Raw genomic sequence first — 15,280 nt, 5'->3', positions numbered from 1 at the left:
TCGGAGAAATACCGTCGAGCGCTACATGCTAAACGTTGAGGTCGATGCGGTGTGCGCCGGTGACGCCGTCGTACCGGTCGGGGCTGCAGGTCAGCACGATCACCTGCCCGTGGGCGCCCACCGTGTCGAAGACCCGCCCCATCCTGGCCAGCCGGTCGGGGTCGGTGAAACCCAAGGCGTCGTCGACCACCACCGGAACGCTGTCCTCCTTCGCGACCAGGGCCGCACCGGCCAGCCGGGCCAGGATGCCGAGTTGCTCCTTGGCCCCGCCCGACAACGAGTCGTAGGGCACCGTGACCCCATCCAGCGTGCGGCTGCGGATGCACAGATCGCTGTCGATGTCGACCTCGAAGGTGGGGCCGAACACCGGGCGGCCGAGCCGCTGCAGTTCGGTGCGGTAGGGCTCGACGTAGCGCTGCCTGGTGGTGTCGCGATGCCGGGTCATCACCGAGCGCAGCAGCTGCGCGGCACGCGCGCGCCTGCCGACGCGCGCGTGTTCGCCGGCCGCGTGCTCGCGCTCGATCTGCGCGGCGTCCAGCTTGCCCTGGCGGCCCTCGGTGCCGAATACCGAAAGCTCGATGTCGATTTCGCGCAGCGCGCGCGCGGCGTCCTCGTGGCGGTCGTTTAGCGACTTCGATTCCGCTGCGGCGGCCGCAAATTCGGCGGCGACCGCGTCGGGCGCCGCGGCCGCCAGCTCCTCGGCCAGCTCTGCGACCCGACGCTGCGCGGCCTCGGACGCGCGGCGCCCGGCTTCGGCCGCCGACGTGAGGCCCTCGTCGCTGACCGTGGCCCGCTCCCGGCCGAGCCGGTCGGCGGCCGCGTCCAGCTCGGCGCGCTGGGTGTCCAGCTTGTGCTGAGAAACCGTTGCGCGCGTGGCCGATTCGGCGAGCGCCGCGTCGGCGGCGGCCGCGGCCCGGCGGCGGGCCTCGCACTCGGCGGCCGCGTCCGCGCTGGCGGCCTCGGCGGCCTCGAGTTCGGCGCGGGCGGCGTCTTTGTCGGTCGCGACGAGGTCGGGTTCGGCGGGCTGGTCGGAGCGCAGTTCGGCCAGCCGGGCCCGCAGCTGATCGACCGGTTCCTCGCCACAGAGCCCGGCCACGGTGGCGTCGAGCTGGTCGCGGCGGCCCTGCAGCTCGCGGCGGCGCGCGTCGGCGGACCGCGCCGCCGCGAGGTCCGTCACGCCCGCCTTCTCGAGTGCCGCGGCCAACTCCTCTTGTGCCGCAGCGTGTTTGGCTTGGATGTCCAGGGTGGTCGCGCCGGGCGTGATCCGCGCCGTCAGCAGGCCGGGCACCTCGACCGTGGTGGGGCCGGTCGCGGTGATCGACCAGCTTTGGCCGGCGGTCAGCGCCACCCGTTGGTCGCCGGCGGCGAGCTCGACGTCGGCGACGGCGGTGAACTCCACCGCGGCGGACGTCAACGCCAGTTGCCCGCCGATGCGATCGGCGGCGGACGCGGCGTCTTCGATTCGCCGCAACTGCTCGTCGGTGATCACCACCGCGGAGAGCTCCGCGCAGATTTCCTCCCGGTCGCGCTCGATGGCCGCGATCTTGGCCAATCGGGCGCTCAGCCGGTCGGCCTCCTCGCGCTCGGCGAGGTGATCGACGGCGCGCCGCGCGGATTCGGCGCGGCGTTGCAGGTCGGTCAGCAGTTGGGAGGCTCGCTCGGCGGCGGCGGCCGCCGCCTCGGCTTCGGCTTTGGCCGCGGCCTGCGCTTCGGCGGCCTGTTGTGCCTCGGCCGCGGCGGCGGCGACGGTTGCCGTGCGGCTTTGGATTTCGGTGAGCTGCCGCAGGCGCGCCTCGTGCGCGGCCGCGGACGCGGCGCCGGTCGCGGCGGCGGCCTCGGCGACCAGCCCCGCCTCGCGCGCCTGGTTGGTGAGCTCGGCGATCCGGTCGGCGGCGGCTCGCGCGGCGACCAGCCGGGGGCCGGCGGCGGCCCGCTGCCGCGACAGTTCGGCCAGCCGCTCGGTCAGCTCAGCGTGGCGGCGCACCCGGTCGTCGACCTCGGCCACCGCCGCAACGCAGTGCGCCACCGCGGCCTCCGCGGCGGCCAGCCGGGTAATCGAGGCGGCCCACTCGCCGGTGGGCCGCCCCGTGGGGGTGAAGTAGCGGCCGCACTCGGCGTCGATCCGCTCGATCAGCAGCGGCTCGGTGCCCTGCAGCGCGGCGGCGGCCCGGGAGTTTGAGGCCGCGACGTCGAGCGCGCGTGACAGCGCGTCGCATCCGGACAGATCCACCGCGGCCGTCGACGTGGCCTGTAGCACCCGCTGGGCGTGCCACAGGTCGTTGTCCACGGTCTCGGCCAGCATCGCGCGGACCCGTTCGTGGGCCTCGTCGCCGGTCAGCTGTTCGCGGCGCGGCGTGAGTACCGTCAGCTCCGTCTCGCATTTCTTATGAAATCGTTTGCGATAGACGAAACGGTAAGGGCCGCAACTGATTTCGGCGCCGACCTCGGATCCCACGTCGCTGTGGGTCGGCTTGACCTGCTTGACTTCCTTCTTGGTGGAGCGGTCCCGCGATTCCAGGAGCAGATCGAGCGCCTCGATCATCGACGTCTTGCCGATTTCGTTGGCGCCGCTGACCACCACCACGCCGTGGTCGGGGAACTCGATCTCGCGGTGCGCGATGCCGCGGTAGTTCGTCAGGGCGAGGCGGTGCAGCCTCATGCGGCCCCCCGATCGGCGAGGCGCAGCAGCAGCGCCAGCGCGGCCTGCGCGTCGGCGGCGGACCCGGCGTCGCCCCCGCGCGCGGTGGCCACCAGCTCGTCGACGGCCGCGGCGGCGAACCCGCCGATGCCGAGATCGGTGAACTCGCCGTCGGCGGGCACCACCGCCAGGTCGGTGTGGCTGTCCCAGGTGCCCAGGTGGGCGAACAGCCGCGCGTAGCGGTCCAGGCACGCGTCGAGCGCGGCACGATCGGTGACCGTCAGGGAACCGGTCAGCGCCAAGCGCACGACGGTCCGCTCCTTGTCGGTCATCAGGTCCAGGTTCACGTCGAGGTCGGCGATGTCGCGGCTGGTGTCGACGTGGCGATGCAGGGTGACGAACCGCCAGCGGCCGACGTCCCGGGCCTCGACGGTGACGCCGTCGTCGTCGACGTCAACGACGAGTACGTGACCGGGGTCGGATTCGACGTCGTCGAAGTTGGTGACTTCCGGTGAGCCCGAGTACCAGACCCGGCCGCCGTCGCCGACCTTGGTGAGCGAATGCTTGTCCCCCAGCGCCACATAGTGGATCGCGCCGCGGGCCAGGGCGTCGTCGAGCGTGGCGAGCCGGATCAGCGAGGGTTTGTCGCGGTCCGGGTCGAGGACGTCGACGCCGCCGTGGGCGACGAGGATGCGGGTGACGGGCCCCGGGCTCAGGCCGTCGAGGACCTCGGCGACGAGGTCGGTGGTCGGCGCCTTCGACCGCCACGGGGCGGCGACGATCTCGAGCCCCGGCCTTACTCGATGGACCCCGGCGTGGTCGAGCACGACGACGTTGTCGGGGCGTTCGGCGGTGAACAGCGCGCCGGTGTACACCGACGACGCGTCGAGCGGGTCGTGATTGCCCGGGAGCAGGTACACCGGAATCCCGATGGCGCGCATGGCTTCCAGGGACTGCCCGATCACCTGAGGGGCGAGTTGATTGTGTTCGAAGACGTCGCCGGCGACGACGACGAACTCGGCGCCCACCTCGGCGGCCAGCGCGCCCAGGCCGGCCACCGCGTCCCGGCGCGCGGCCGCATACCGTGGCTGGGCGTCGCCGGCGAGGAAGTGCCGCGTCATGCCCAGCTGCCAGTCGGCGGTGTGCAGGAATCGCATGGCGGCAACCTCGGATCACGTGGCTATCAGGGCACCGCGAAGTCTAGGTCTGAGCGCCGACAAGACGCGGGACCTTGCCCGGCAGGTCCGTGGTGTGCTGCGCAATGCCGGCCGCGGGCGGCGAGAACGGCTCTTATTCCGAATCTCGCATTACGAACCGCACCAGGTCCGACCTCGTTTAGCATTTCTCCACCGAGAATGGGAGCCGCCGATGCCGTCGTCAGTGATCGCAGCGCCTGAGGCTCTTGCGGCAGCCGCGGCGGATTTGACCGGGATCGAGGAGGCCATCAAGGGGGCCTCCGCCGCGGCGGCGCCCTCGACGACGGGCATTGCCGCGGCGGCCGCCGATGAAGTGTCGACGGCCATCGCCGGTGTCTTTGGCGACTTCGCCGAGGAGTTTCACGCGCTGACCGCGCAGACGACGCTGTTTCATACCCGGTTCGCGGGTTCGTTGGGCGCCGCCGGAGCCACCTACGCCGCCGGCGAGCTCACGAACGTGTCGCTGCTGATCAAGGGGCTGGAGCAGCAGTTCTTCGACGTGGGTTTCTTTTCACCGTTCACCTACCTGACCGGGCATCCGCTCTTCGGTGAAGGTGCCGTCGGGCCCGCCGTCACCGGGACCACCGGCCCCGGGCTGCTCGGCAGGCTGCTCACCGGCTTCTTCAACGGGACTCTCGCGAATCAGAGCGGCGGCGTGTATCAGGGGACGGGAACCCCCGGCCCGGTGACCGGGGTCCGGGAGGGCTTCTCCTATCTCAACCTGGCCGTCGGTCCCAACGGCTACGACGCCCCGGCGCGCTGGTACTTCCCGACGCAGGCGGACGGTACGGTGAACGCCCGCGGCGTCATCTATCTGCAGCACGGCTTCCTGGGCACGGGTGGCTGGTACGGCAGTTTGGCGACCGCCCTCGCGTACGGCACCGACAGCATCGTGGTCGTCCCGACCGTCTCGTCGATTCCGTTGCCGATGGGCGCCTGGCTGGGCGGCACCCAGATGCACCAGGCGGTGGGCTCGTTGTTCCTGGGCAACGAGAGCGCGCTGAACCTCAGCGCAAACCAGGCCGGTTACCACGGCACGCTGCCACAAAACTTCATGATCACCGGGCATTCCGCCGGCGGCGGCCTGGCCACGCTCGCCGCCGGCGATTACATCGCGGACCTCGGGACAAACACCGCCAACAACCACCTGCTGGGTGTCATCATGTTCGACGGCGTCGCAAATGACTCCACCGCCTTCGCGGCGGCGATCGCCAACCTGAAGACGCTGAACATCCCCGACTATGTGGTGGCCTCGCCGCCGCAGGCGTGGAACGCGTTCGGCGCCACCACGAATGAACTGGTCAGCCTGTATCCGGGGCAGTTCACCGGGGTGGAGTTGGTCAACGGCTCGCATGTGGACTCGCTGCTGGGCAACAAGCCCGTCATCGACTTCGTCTCGCAGCTGGCCACCTCCTTCTCCCCGGGCGGCGACACCCAGGCCGTGTACACCCTGTCCACGGGCTGGATCAACGACATCTACGCCTTGCACGGCCCACTGAGCCCGCTCTACGGCCTCTACGGGACCACGGGCGGCTACGTGCCCCCCGGTGGCCAGCAGATCATCCTGGGCCCCGCCACCGGGATCGTGCTGCCGGTGTGAACCCGATGAACGATCGGCACACGTTGCTGCTGATGCGGCACGCGAAATCGGATTACCCGGCCGGGGTCGCCGACCACGACCGGCCGTTGGCGCCGCGCGGCATCAGGGAGGCCGGCCTGGCCGGGGATTGGCTGCGCGCCAACGTGTCTGCCGTCGACGCCGTGTTGTGCTCGACGGCGACGCGGGCGCGCCAGACCCTGGAAAACACCCGCGTGGCCGCCCCGGTGCGCTACAGCGAGCGGCTCTACGGCGCCGCACCGGGGACGGTGATCGAGGAGATCAACGCGACGGCCGAGGAAATCGGCACGCTGCTGGTCGTGGGTCACGAACCGACGACGTCGACACTGGCGCTGCTGCTGGCCGACGACGGCGCCACGGACGACGCTGTCGTGGAACGCATTTCAGCGAAATTCCCGACGTCGGCGATCGCCGTGCTCAGCGTGCCCTGCGCGTGGGCGGAATTGGAACCGGGCCGCGCCGCCCTGACGGGCTTCGAAGTTCCGCGCTAGACCTACGAGTTCGTCGCGAGCGTCAGCTCCATCAGCTTGATGGCCTGCCCGCAGGCGTCGATGCCGGGCGCCTGGGGGTTGACCCACCAGCCGACCACGCCCGCCGCGTTGCTGGCCACGCCGCAGGCGCCGTTCGGGTCGTCCGGGCGCATCACGATCGACTCGATGCCCGCGATCGAACGGTTCTCCACCTTGTACTTCAGGAAGTCGGCCACCTTGCGCTCGTTGCCCAGGCTGCCCTGCTCGAACCAGAACCGCGTGATGTCGATCAGGCCGGCCGGGTTGGCGGCCTGCCACCGGCAGATCGCCCCGACGAAGGTGCTTTGGATGTCGAGCGGATCGGCGCCCACGGTCTTGGCCAGGATGTCGGTGGTCAACACCTCACATTCCTTGAGCAGGTTCGGATACTGCTGCTGGGAGTTGTTGTTGCGGGGGACGTTGCCGCCCGCCTTGACGGCGTTGCCCCCGATGGACCTCGAACAGCCCGTCAGGACCAACAGCGCGGCGAGCAGCACGGCCGCGCCGGCACGGGCGGTTCTGATCATTTCGAGTTCGCAATCGATTGGCGGGCCAGTTCCTTGGCTATGTCGCAGGGTGGCGGGAACGGCTTCTGGCTGAAGCTGACCGACCATTCGATGAAGTCGTCGGCGAACTGGATGCCCACTTCGCAGAGCGAGTCGCCCAGGTTGGGCTCGTTGCCCACGGCGATGAAGCCCCCGTGGCCGTTGATGTTGATGTCGTCGACGCTGGCGCGCGACAGCTCCTCGGTTTTGCGCTCGCGTCCGATCGGGCTGCCGCGATACCAGGAGAAGGAAAAGTGCGGGCCCAGAATGCCGCCGCCCGCCAACCACTGACACCCCACGGAGTTCCGGGCGGTGTTCACCAGCCCCGTCACCTTGGTCAGGTCCGACACCGTCTGATCGCTGATGCCGCCGCATTGCGGGAACATCGGCCCGTGGTGACCCTCCCCGCCGCCGGGCGTCGACGAAGCCGTCGCTCCGGGCTTGTTGTCGGAACCCGAGCAGCCCGCGATCGTCGGGATCAGGATCGTCAGAGCCGACGCCGCTAGAGCCAGCGCCCTCGCGCCTCGCCTACTGCTGGTCACACGATGCACTGTAGCGGCAGCCGGGCGGTCAACCGCGGACGCGGCGCGTGAGCAGGCATTTCAATGCGGTGGTCACGACCGCGGCGCCGGCCGTGTGGGACAGTTACGACATGCTCCTGGCACTGCTGCGCCAGTACATCCGGCCGTACCGACGGCTTGTTGCGGTGCTGATGGCGCTCCAGCTGACCAGCACCCTGGCGTCGCTGTACCTGCCGACGGTCAACGCCGCGATCATCGACGAGGGCGTGGCCAAGGGCGACGCGGCCACCATCGTGCGGCTCGGCATGGTGATGCTCGCGGTCACCGGATTGCAGGTGCTGTGCGCCGTCGGCGCCGTCTACTCCGGCTCACGGACCGGAATGGGCTTCGGGCGCGACCTGCGCCGGGCGATCTTCGAACACGTCACGACCTTCTCCGAACGCGAGACCGCCCGTTTCGGCGCGCCCACCCTCTTGACGCGCAGCACCAACGACGTCCGGCAGATCCAATACCTGGTCCAGATCTCCGGCACCGTCCTGATCACCGCGCCGATCATGTGCGCCGGCGGCATCGTCATGGCCATCCATCAGGAGGCCGCGCTGACCTGGCTGCTGCTGGTCAGCGTGCCGATCATGGCCGTAGCCAACTACCTGATCATGGCGCGCATGCTGCCGCTCCTGCGCCGGATGCAGGGCCTGATCGACGGCATCAATCGGGTGCTGCGCGACCAGCTCTCGGGTGTCCGGGTGGTCCGGGCGTTCGCGCGCGAGGGTTTCGAGCGCGACCGGTTCGCGCGCGCCAACGCCGCGCTCTCGGACACGGCGCTGACGACGGGCAATTTGCAGGCGCTGATGCTGCCGGTGACCACGCTGACCATCAACGTGTCCAGCGTGGCGCTGATCTGGTTCGGCGGGCTGCGAATCGATCGGGGCCAGATGCAGGTCGGCTCGCTGACCGCCTTCCTGGCCTACTTCACCCAGATCCTGATGGCGGTACTGATGGCGACGATGACGCTGGTGGTGTTGCCGCGCGCGTCGGTGTGCGCCGAACGGATCACCGAGGTGCTCTCGACCCGCGCCGCGGTGCAAAACCCACCGGATCCCAGGTTTCCGCGGGGCGGGATCACCGGCCTGGTGCGGCTGGACGGCGCGAGCTTCAGCTACCCAGGTGCCGACCGCCCAGTGCTGCAAGATATTTCGCTGACGGCACGGCCCGGCACCACCACGGCGATCGTCGGCAGCACCGGTTCGGGCAAGTCGACGCTGGTGTCGCTGATCTGCCGGCTCTACGACGTGACCGGCGGTGCCGTGCTGGTCGACGACGTCGACGTCCGCGATTACGACACCGAACGGCTGTGGTCGGCGATCGGCCTGGTCCCCCAACGCGGCTACCTGTTCACCGGCACCGTCGCGGACAACCTGCGCTACGGCAAGCACGACGCGACCGATGACGAGATGTGGGAAGCCTTGCGGGTGGCCGATGCCGACGGGTTCGTGCGGGCACACGGCCCGGCAGATAGTGGGCTGCACATGCGGGTGGCCCAGGGCGGGATCAACTTTTCGGGCGGCCAACGGCAGCGGCTGGCGATCGCGCGGGCGGTGATCCGCCGGCCCGCCATCTACCTGTTCGACGACTCGTTCGCCGCGCTCGACGTGCACACCGACGCGCGGGTGCGCGCGTCGCTGGCGCAGAGCTCCAGTGGCGCCACGATCATCGTTGTCACGCAGCGTGTTTCGACTGCCGCCCAGGCCGACCAGGTGATCGTCGTCGACGGCGGAAAGCTGGTGGGTGCGGGAACGCATGAATCGCTGCTGGCCGACTGCCCAACCTACGCCGAATTCGCCGACTCGCAGTCGGTGGGCGCCTTGCAATGACCGTGGCGCCGGTGGCACCGACGGCGGGGCGGTCCCGCGACTTCTGGGGCTCGGCGGCCCGGCTGGTGAAACGGCTTGCGCCGCAACGACACCTGAGCATCGCGGTGATCACGCTGGGCATCACGGGCACGGTGATCGGGGTCGTCGTTCCTCGGATCCTGGGCCACGCCACCGACCTGCTGTTCAACGGCGTCATCGGGCGGCGGCTGCCCGCCGAAATCACCAAGGCACAGGCCGTCGCCGCGGCTCGGGCCCGCGGCGACAACGCCTTCGCCGACCTGCTGTCCGGGATGAACGTGGTGCCCGGCCGGGGTGTGGATTTTCCGGCCGTGGGCAGGACACTGACGCTGGCGCTGGTCCTGTATGTCGTTGCCGCGCTGCTGATCTGGGCGCAAGCCCGGCTGCTGAACCGCACCGTGCAACGCACCATGGTCGCGCTGCGTCGCGACGTCGAGGACAAGATTCACCGGCTGCCGTTGTCCTACTTCGACGGGCGCCAGCGGGGCGAGCTGCTAAGCCGGGTGACCAACGACATCGACAACGTTCAGTCGTCGCTGTCGATGACGATCAGCCAGCTGGTAACGGCGGTGCTGACGGTGGTGGCCGTGCTGGCGATGATGGTGTCCATCTCGCCGCCGCTGGCCCTGATCACCCTGCTGGCGATGCCGGTTTCGCTGCTGACGACCCGCGCGATCGCGCGGCGCTCGCAGCGCCTGTTCGTGGCGCAGTGGAGAAGCACCGGACGCCTCAACGCCCACATCGAGGAGACCTACAGCGGGTTCACCGTGGTCAAGACGTTCGGCCACCAGGCCGCGGCGCGCGAGCAGTTCCGCCGGTGCAACGACGACGTGTACCGGGCCAGTTTCGGCGCCCAGTTCTTCTCCGGGCTGGTGGCGCCGGCGACCACGTTCGTCGGCAACATCGGCTACGTCGCCGTCGCCGTCGTCGGGGGCCTGCAGGTGGCGACCGGGCAGATCACGCTGGGCAGCATCCAGGCCTTCATCCAATACGTGCGGCAGTTCAACGCCCCGGTCGGCCAGGTGGCCGGCATGTACAACACCCTGCAATCCGGGGTGGCCAGCGCCGAGCGGGTGTTCGACCTGCTCGACGAGCCCGAGGAGCCGGCCGCCCCCGAGCGCGCCCTACCGCGCTCCAACGGCGGCCGCGTCGAGTTCCAGCGGGTGAACTTCGCCTACCGGCCGGGCACGCCGGTGATCAACGACCTGTCGCTGGTGGCCGAACCCGGCAGCACCGTGGCGATCGTCGGACCGACGGGGGCGGGCAAAACCACCATGGTGAACCTGCTGATGCGGTTCTACGACGTCGATTCCGGCCGAATCCTGCTCGACGGGGTCGACATCACCACCGTGAGCAGGCAGTCGCTGCGCTCGCGGATCGGCATGGTGCTGCAGGACACCTGGCTGTTCGACGGGACGATCGCCGAGAACATCGCCTACGGGCGTCCGGCGGCCACCAACGACGAGGTGGTCGAGGCCGCCAGGGCGGCCTACGTCGACCGGTTCGTGCACACGCTGCCGGCGGGCTACCAGACCCGCATCAGCGGGGACGGCGCCAACATCAGCGCCGGCGAAAAGCAACTCATCACCATCGCCCGCGCCTTCCTGGCCCGCCCGCAGCTGTTGATCCTGGACGAGGCGACCAGCTCGGTCGACACCCGCACCGAGGCCCTCGTGCAGCGCGCCATGCGCGAGCTTCGCCGGGACCGAACGAGTTTTATTATCGCGCATCGCCTTTCGACGATCCAGGATGCCGATCGCATCCTGGTCGTCCACGACGGCCGCATCGTGGAACAGGGTAGCCACGCCCAGTTGCTGGCCCGCCGCGGCGCCTACTACGCGATGACGCGGGCTTAGCCACCCGCGAGCCACCAAGAATTCGTCGAGGATCCCCCAAGGGGCCGGCCCGAGGCTGGGCGCAGTCAAGGCCGAACCCGAAAGGACCACAACGATGTTCACTACCCGCATCACCGCAGCCGTTGCCACCGCCCTGGGCACCGCCGCCGTCGGGCTCGCGGTCGCGACCGCCGGCGCCGCCGGGGCAACCACTTTCAGCACGAACCAAGACGCCATCCAGGCGGGCCACCAGGTGTGCACCGAGCTGGCCGCCGGCAAGAGCAAGGCGGCCGTCGCGCTCATGCTGACGACCCAGGCGAGGATGTCTCCCCGGCAGGCGGGTTACTTCGTGGCCGCCGCAACGAAGTTCTACTGCCCGCAATTCGCCGGTCAGGCGACCTAGCAATCACCCACCGCGACGGGGGATTCCGCTGACGGAATCCCCCGTCCGCCACTGGAGTGGCGTGGCCCGGGGCGTTCCAAGAATTCGTGGAGATACCGACAAGGCCGGCGTCGGAGCCTTTTCTCAACCGCCCCGCACAGGGTGAAAGCGAAATCGGAGACGAAAGGACACGCCATGAAGGCCACCACGATCGCCGCCGTCGCCAGGACCGTCACCTTCGCGGTGTTCGCCGGGGCGATCGCGTTCGGCGTGGCCGCCCCGGCCAACGCCGCATCGGAACTGATGTATGGCGACCCGGTTGCCGCCGCCGAGTACTGGCACGAGCAGCGCTACGACGACTGCGTCCTCATGTCGAGCGCCGACGTCATCGGCCAGCTCACCGGCGAGGCGCCCTCGGAGCAGGCCATCATCGCCAAGGCCCATTCGACCCCCAGCGTCGTGCACGCGGGCCCGATCTACACCAAGCCGGCCGATCCGGACAACCCCAACTCCGGCGACGGAGCCAGCCTGGCGGACGTGCCGGCGCTGCTCGCCCAATACCACGTCACCGCCGTCGTCATGGACCGGGACGACACCGCCAGAAGCGGCATCCGCCCGGGCATCGCGGGGCTCAAGCAGGCGCTGGGCAGCGGCCACAAGGTGATCGTCAGCCTCAACGGCGAACTCATCTGGCACCAGCCCGTCGAGGAGAAGGACAAGAACGGCAACCCGCTGTCCGACCACGCGGTGGTGGTGACCGGCGTCGACGCCACAAACGGCATCGTTCACCTCAACGACAGCGGCACCTCCGACGGGCGCGACGAGCAGGTTCCCCTGCAGCTCTTCCTCCGGTCCTGGGAGACCAGCGACGAGCTGATGGTCGTCACCCTCTGACACGTGTTCCGCTGCACCACAATCTGATTCGCGCAGGCCATTCGAGATCGCGTTGCCGGGGACCGCATTTGCGCAACGCGAGCGTTCCCCGGGTTGTTACCGAATTGGCCAAGTTGGTATCACAATCACTACAAGGCACCTCAATGACACGCGAGAGGGTGTTACGCGCGATGGTGGACAAACGCCTCGAGTTCGGCCTGCTGGGACCGCTGGAGATGAGCGTGGACGGCACGCTGGTGCCGCCGGGCACCCCCAAGCAGCGGGCCGTTTTGGCCTTGCTGCTGATGAACCGCAACAGTCCGGTGGGCGTCGACCGGCTCACCACGGCTCTTTGGGACGAGTCGCCGCCGTCGGGGGCCAGGGCCAGCATCCACTCCTACGTGTCCAACCTGCGGAAGATCCTCGGCGGCGTCGGGGTGGACTCGCGGGTGGTGCTGGCCGCCGCGCCCCCGGGCTACCGCCTCAGCATCGCCGACGACGCTTGCGACATCGGGCGATTCATCGCCGAGAAGACCGCGGGCGTGCAGGCGGCCGCCGGCGGGCGGTTCGAACAAGCCAGCAAGCACCTTTCGGCGGCGCTCGCGGAATGGCGCGGGCAGGTGCTCGAGGACCTGCGCGACTTTCAGTTCGTCGACACCTTCGCCACCTCCCTGGTCGAGGAGAAGATCCTCGTCCACACGGCAAAGGCCGAGGCCGAAATCGCTTGCGGACGCGCGTCTGCCGTGATCACCGAGCTCGAAGCCCTGACCGCGGAGCATCCCTATCGCGAGCCGCTGTGGGCGCAGCTGATCACGGCCTACTACCTCACCGACCGCCAATCCGACGCGTTGGCGGCCTACCGCCGCGTGAAGGAGACGCTCGCCGAGGACCTCGGCATCGACCCGGGCCACAACCTGCGCGACCTCAACGACCGGATCCTGCGCCAGGAACCGTTGGACGTCAAGAAGTCCGCCGTGACCACCGCCGCCGTGACGCTCACGGTCATGGACCAATACACGATGGTGTCCGAACGCGATGCCGTCGCCTACCTGCGCGAGGACTCCGGCGAACGCTACCCGCTGGACGAGGCGACGACCCGCATCGGGCGTCTCAGCGACAACGACATCGTGCTGGCCACCCCCAAAGTCAGCCGCTACCACGCCATGATCGTCGACACCGGAAGCAGCTTCGTCATCAACGACCTGCGCTCGTCGAACGGCGTGCACGTGCAACACGAGCGGATCCGCAGGGCGACTCCGCTGCACGACGGCGATCGCGTCCGCATCGGTGAGCACGAGTTCACGTTCGAGATCGCCGCGGGGAATAAGGCCGGCAGCGAATAAACCTCAAGCGCGCCACGCTCATCGGCGCGGCTCGCCGGTCGCCAAGAACTTGTTGAGAAGCTGTTCCCCAAGGCATGGGACGCCAGCAACGAGCTGATGGTCGTCACCGCCTAAGCGTCGACCCGGGGGCCCGCGCCGGTGTTGATATGGTCGGCGGGTCTGGGTTGGTTGGGAGGATCGATGAGCGGGGCGCCGGGCTCGCGTTCGGGGTCGAGGTTCGGACCCTACGAGCTAAAACGGGCACTTGGCCACGGCGGGATGGGTGAGGTCTACGAGGCCGAACACACCGTGAAGGGCTGGACGGTGGCGCTCAAGCTGATGTCGGAATCCGTCAGTAAGGATCCGGTGTTTCGCGAGCGGATGAGGCGCGAGGCCCGCATCACCGGCCGCTTGCAGGAACCCCACGTGGTGCCCATCCACGACTACGGCGAGATCGACGGCCAGATGTATCTGGAGATGCGCCTGATCGAGGGCACCGACCTCGATTCGTTGCTCAAACGGTTCGGCCCGCTGAGCCCGCCACGGGCGGTGGCCATCATCACCCAGATCGCCTCGGCGCTGGACGCCGCGCACGCCGCCGGGGTGACGCACCGCGACGTCAAACCGCCCAACATCCTGGTCACCCGCGACGACTTCGCCTACCTGGTCGACTTCGGCATCGCCAGCGCGAACACCGACGAGAAGCTCACCCAGCTCGGCACCGCGGTGGGCACCTGGAAATACATGGCCCCCGAGCGCTTTTCGAACGACGAGGTCACCTACCGCGCCGACATCTACTCCCTGGCGTGCGTGCTCTACGAATGCTTGACCGGGTCCCCGCCGTACCCGTCCGACAGCGCCGGGGTGCTGGTCAGTGCCCACATGCTGGAGCCCATCCCCCAGCCCAGCGCCAAGCGGTCGGGCATCCCCCGGGCCTTGGACGCCGTGATCGCCCGCGGCATGGCCAAAAAACCCGAAGACCGCTACGCCAGCGCCGGCGACCTGGCGCATGCCGCCCACGACGCCCTCACCGATCCGGAGCAGACCCAGGCCGTCAACATCCTGCGCCACAGTGAGCAATCCACATCGCCGGTGCCGAAAGGCGCCGTCGGACCCGCGCAGCGGCCCGCCCGTGGGCCGGCCGATCCGGGGGGATCCGGGGGGATACCGCAGCCCATGCACCCCGCGGGCCCGCCCCGACCGAATCTTCCGGGGTACCAAGCCCCCTTCGGTGGCCCGCCGCCTGCGGGCGGCCCGCCGCCGCAGTTCGCCGGCCCCGCGCCCTGGGGCCCCGGGCGCCCGCCGGCGCCCCCGCGCCGGCGCAAGCCGTGGGTCATCGTCGCCGCGGCCGCCGCCGTCGTGGTCCTCGTCGCCGCGGTGATCGGCATCTCGATGGCCGTCGGAAACGACGACAGCGAGACCCCCACCGCGGCCAGCACCACCACGACGGCGTCGACCCGCAGCACCGCGAGGACCACACCTCGGACGACCTCAGCGTCGCCATCCACGCCGCCGCCGAGCGCCACCAACCGGCTGCTGAGCCTGCTGCCCGCCGGATATCCGGCCGGCACGTGCGCGCCAGACCCCCAATCGATGCCGGGCGCGATCGTATCCGTCTCGTGCGGGCCCAACACCGACCCCAATGGCCCCACGATCTCGGCCTACGCGCTGTTCGCCGATCTGCAAGGCGTGCAGCAGGCGTTCAACCGCTACACCGGAACCGACACGCTCGTTAAGTGCCCGGGAGACAAGGCCTCACCCGGCACCTGGTGGCACAACAAAGACCCGAACACCATCCTCGGTCAAATCGCCTGCGGAACCTATACGGGAGATGAGCCGAAGGTGATGTGGACAAACCAGCAGACCATGGTGTTCGCGGTCGTCGGGGGAAATGCGCAGGGGCCGAACTTGGATCAGCTGTATAAGTGGTGGGCGTCGCACTCCTAACC

12 protein-coding genes are annotated in these 15,280 nt (G+C 69.4%); 8 read left to right on the top strand and 4 right to left on the bottom strand.

Annotated elements, in window-relative coordinates; genetic code table 11:
• Window positions 1–28 precede the first annotated feature (28 nt).
• Together MTAB308_RS24200 and MTAB308_RS24195 are read right to left on the bottom strand one after the other, a co-directional pair.
• Entirely contained in the window at window positions 29–2,659 is a 2,631-nt protein-coding gene (locus tag MTAB308_RS24200; RefSeq protein ID WP_077102831.1) for an AAA family ATPase, read from the bottom strand.
• Window positions 2,656–3,795 carry a metallophosphoesterase family protein gene (locus MTAB308_RS24195; RefSeq protein WP_077102829.1) on the bottom strand — a complete coding sequence of 380 codons (1,140 nt, stop codon included), beginning with the start codon at window positions 3,793–3,795 and terminating at the stop codon, window positions 2,656–2,658. Before MTAB308_RS24195 ends, MTAB308_RS24200 begins: the two co-directional genes overlap by 4 nt.
• 211 nt (window positions 3,796–4,006) lie before the next feature.
• Between MTAB308_RS24195 and MTAB308_RS24190 the strand changes: the two genes are divergently transcribed.
• Together MTAB308_RS24190 and MTAB308_RS24185 are read left to right on the top strand one after the other, a co-directional pair.
• Window positions 4,007–5,434 carry a PE family protein gene (locus tag MTAB308_RS24190; RefSeq protein ID WP_077102827.1) on the top strand — a complete coding sequence of 476 codons (1,428 nt, stop codon included), beginning with the start codon at window positions 4,007–4,009 and terminating at the stop codon, window positions 5,432–5,434.
• Between the two features lie 5 nt (window positions 5,435–5,439).
• Window positions 5,440–5,943 (top strand): SixA phosphatase family protein, encoded by a 504-nt coding sequence (locus MTAB308_RS24185; RefSeq protein WP_077104740.1) that lies wholly within the window; start codon window positions 5,440–5,442, stop codon window positions 5,941–5,943.
• 2 nt (window positions 5,944–5,945) lie between these two features.
• Here the strand turns inward: MTAB308_RS24185 and MTAB308_RS24180 are convergent, their stop codons facing one another.
• Window positions 5,946–6,488 carry a DUF3558 domain-containing protein gene (locus MTAB308_RS24180; RefSeq protein ID WP_077102824.1) on the bottom strand — a complete coding sequence of 181 codons (543 nt, stop codon included), beginning with the start codon at window positions 6,486–6,488 and terminating at the stop codon, window positions 5,946–5,948.
• On the bottom strand, window positions 6,485–7,048 hold the full coding sequence (locus tag MTAB308_RS24175) for a DUF3558 domain-containing protein (protein ID WP_108637396.1): 564 nt from the start codon (window positions 7,046–7,048) through the stop codon (window positions 6,485–6,487). The genes MTAB308_RS24180 and MTAB308_RS24175 overlap by 4 nt, the downstream gene beginning before the upstream one ends.
• A 110-nt stretch (window positions 7,049–7,158) precedes the next feature.
• On the opposite strand from MTAB308_RS24175, the gene MTAB308_RS24170 reads away from it, so the two are divergent.
• From MTAB308_RS24170 to MTAB308_RS24145, 6 genes are all read left to right on the top strand, one after another.
• Window positions 7,159–8,901 carry an ABC transporter ATP-binding protein gene (locus tag MTAB308_RS24170; protein WP_077104738.1) on the top strand — a complete coding sequence of 581 codons (1,743 nt, stop codon included), beginning with the start codon at window positions 7,159–7,161 and terminating at the stop codon, window positions 8,899–8,901.
• The gene (locus tag MTAB308_RS24165; protein ID WP_077102822.1) at window positions 8,898–10,775 is read left to right on the top strand and encodes an ABC transporter ATP-binding protein; all 1,878 of its coding nucleotides are present in this window, start codon (window positions 8,898–8,900) and stop codon (window positions 10,773–10,775) included. The genes MTAB308_RS24170 and MTAB308_RS24165 overlap by 4 nt, the downstream gene beginning before the upstream one ends.
• Window positions 10,776–10,869: 94 nt before the next feature.
• Complete coding sequence (locus MTAB308_RS24160) at window positions 10,870–11,157, top strand: DUF732 domain-containing protein (protein ID WP_077102820.1); 288 nt, start codon at window positions 10,870–10,872, stop codon at window positions 11,155–11,157.
• A gap of 174 nt (window positions 11,158–11,331) precedes the next feature.
• Window positions 11,332–12,030 carry a cysteine peptidase family C39 domain-containing protein gene (locus MTAB308_RS24155; protein WP_077102818.1) on the top strand — a complete coding sequence of 233 codons (699 nt, stop codon included), beginning with the start codon at window positions 11,332–11,334 and terminating at the stop codon, window positions 12,028–12,030.
• A 143-nt stretch (window positions 12,031–12,173) separates the two neighbouring features.
• Window positions 12,174–13,352 (top strand): BTAD domain-containing putative transcriptional regulator, encoded by a 1,179-nt coding sequence (locus MTAB308_RS24150; protein WP_425436314.1) that lies wholly within the window; start codon window positions 12,174–12,176, stop codon window positions 13,350–13,352.
• 180 nt (window positions 13,353–13,532) lie between these two features.
• Window positions 13,533–15,278 (top strand): serine/threonine-protein kinase, encoded by a 1,746-nt coding sequence (locus MTAB308_RS24145; protein WP_077102814.1) that lies wholly within the window; start codon window positions 13,533–13,535, stop codon window positions 15,276–15,278.
• The last annotated feature ends 2 nt before the right edge of the window (window positions 15,279–15,280 follow it).

Source organism: Mycobacterium terramassiliense, assembly GCF_900157385.1.
GTDB classification, from domain to species: Bacteria; Actinomycetota; Actinomycetes; order Mycobacteriales; family Mycobacteriaceae; genus Mycobacterium; species Mycobacterium terramassiliense.
Note: the sequence above shows the minus strand (reverse complement) of the source record. Positions and strands in the feature narration are given on the sequence as shown.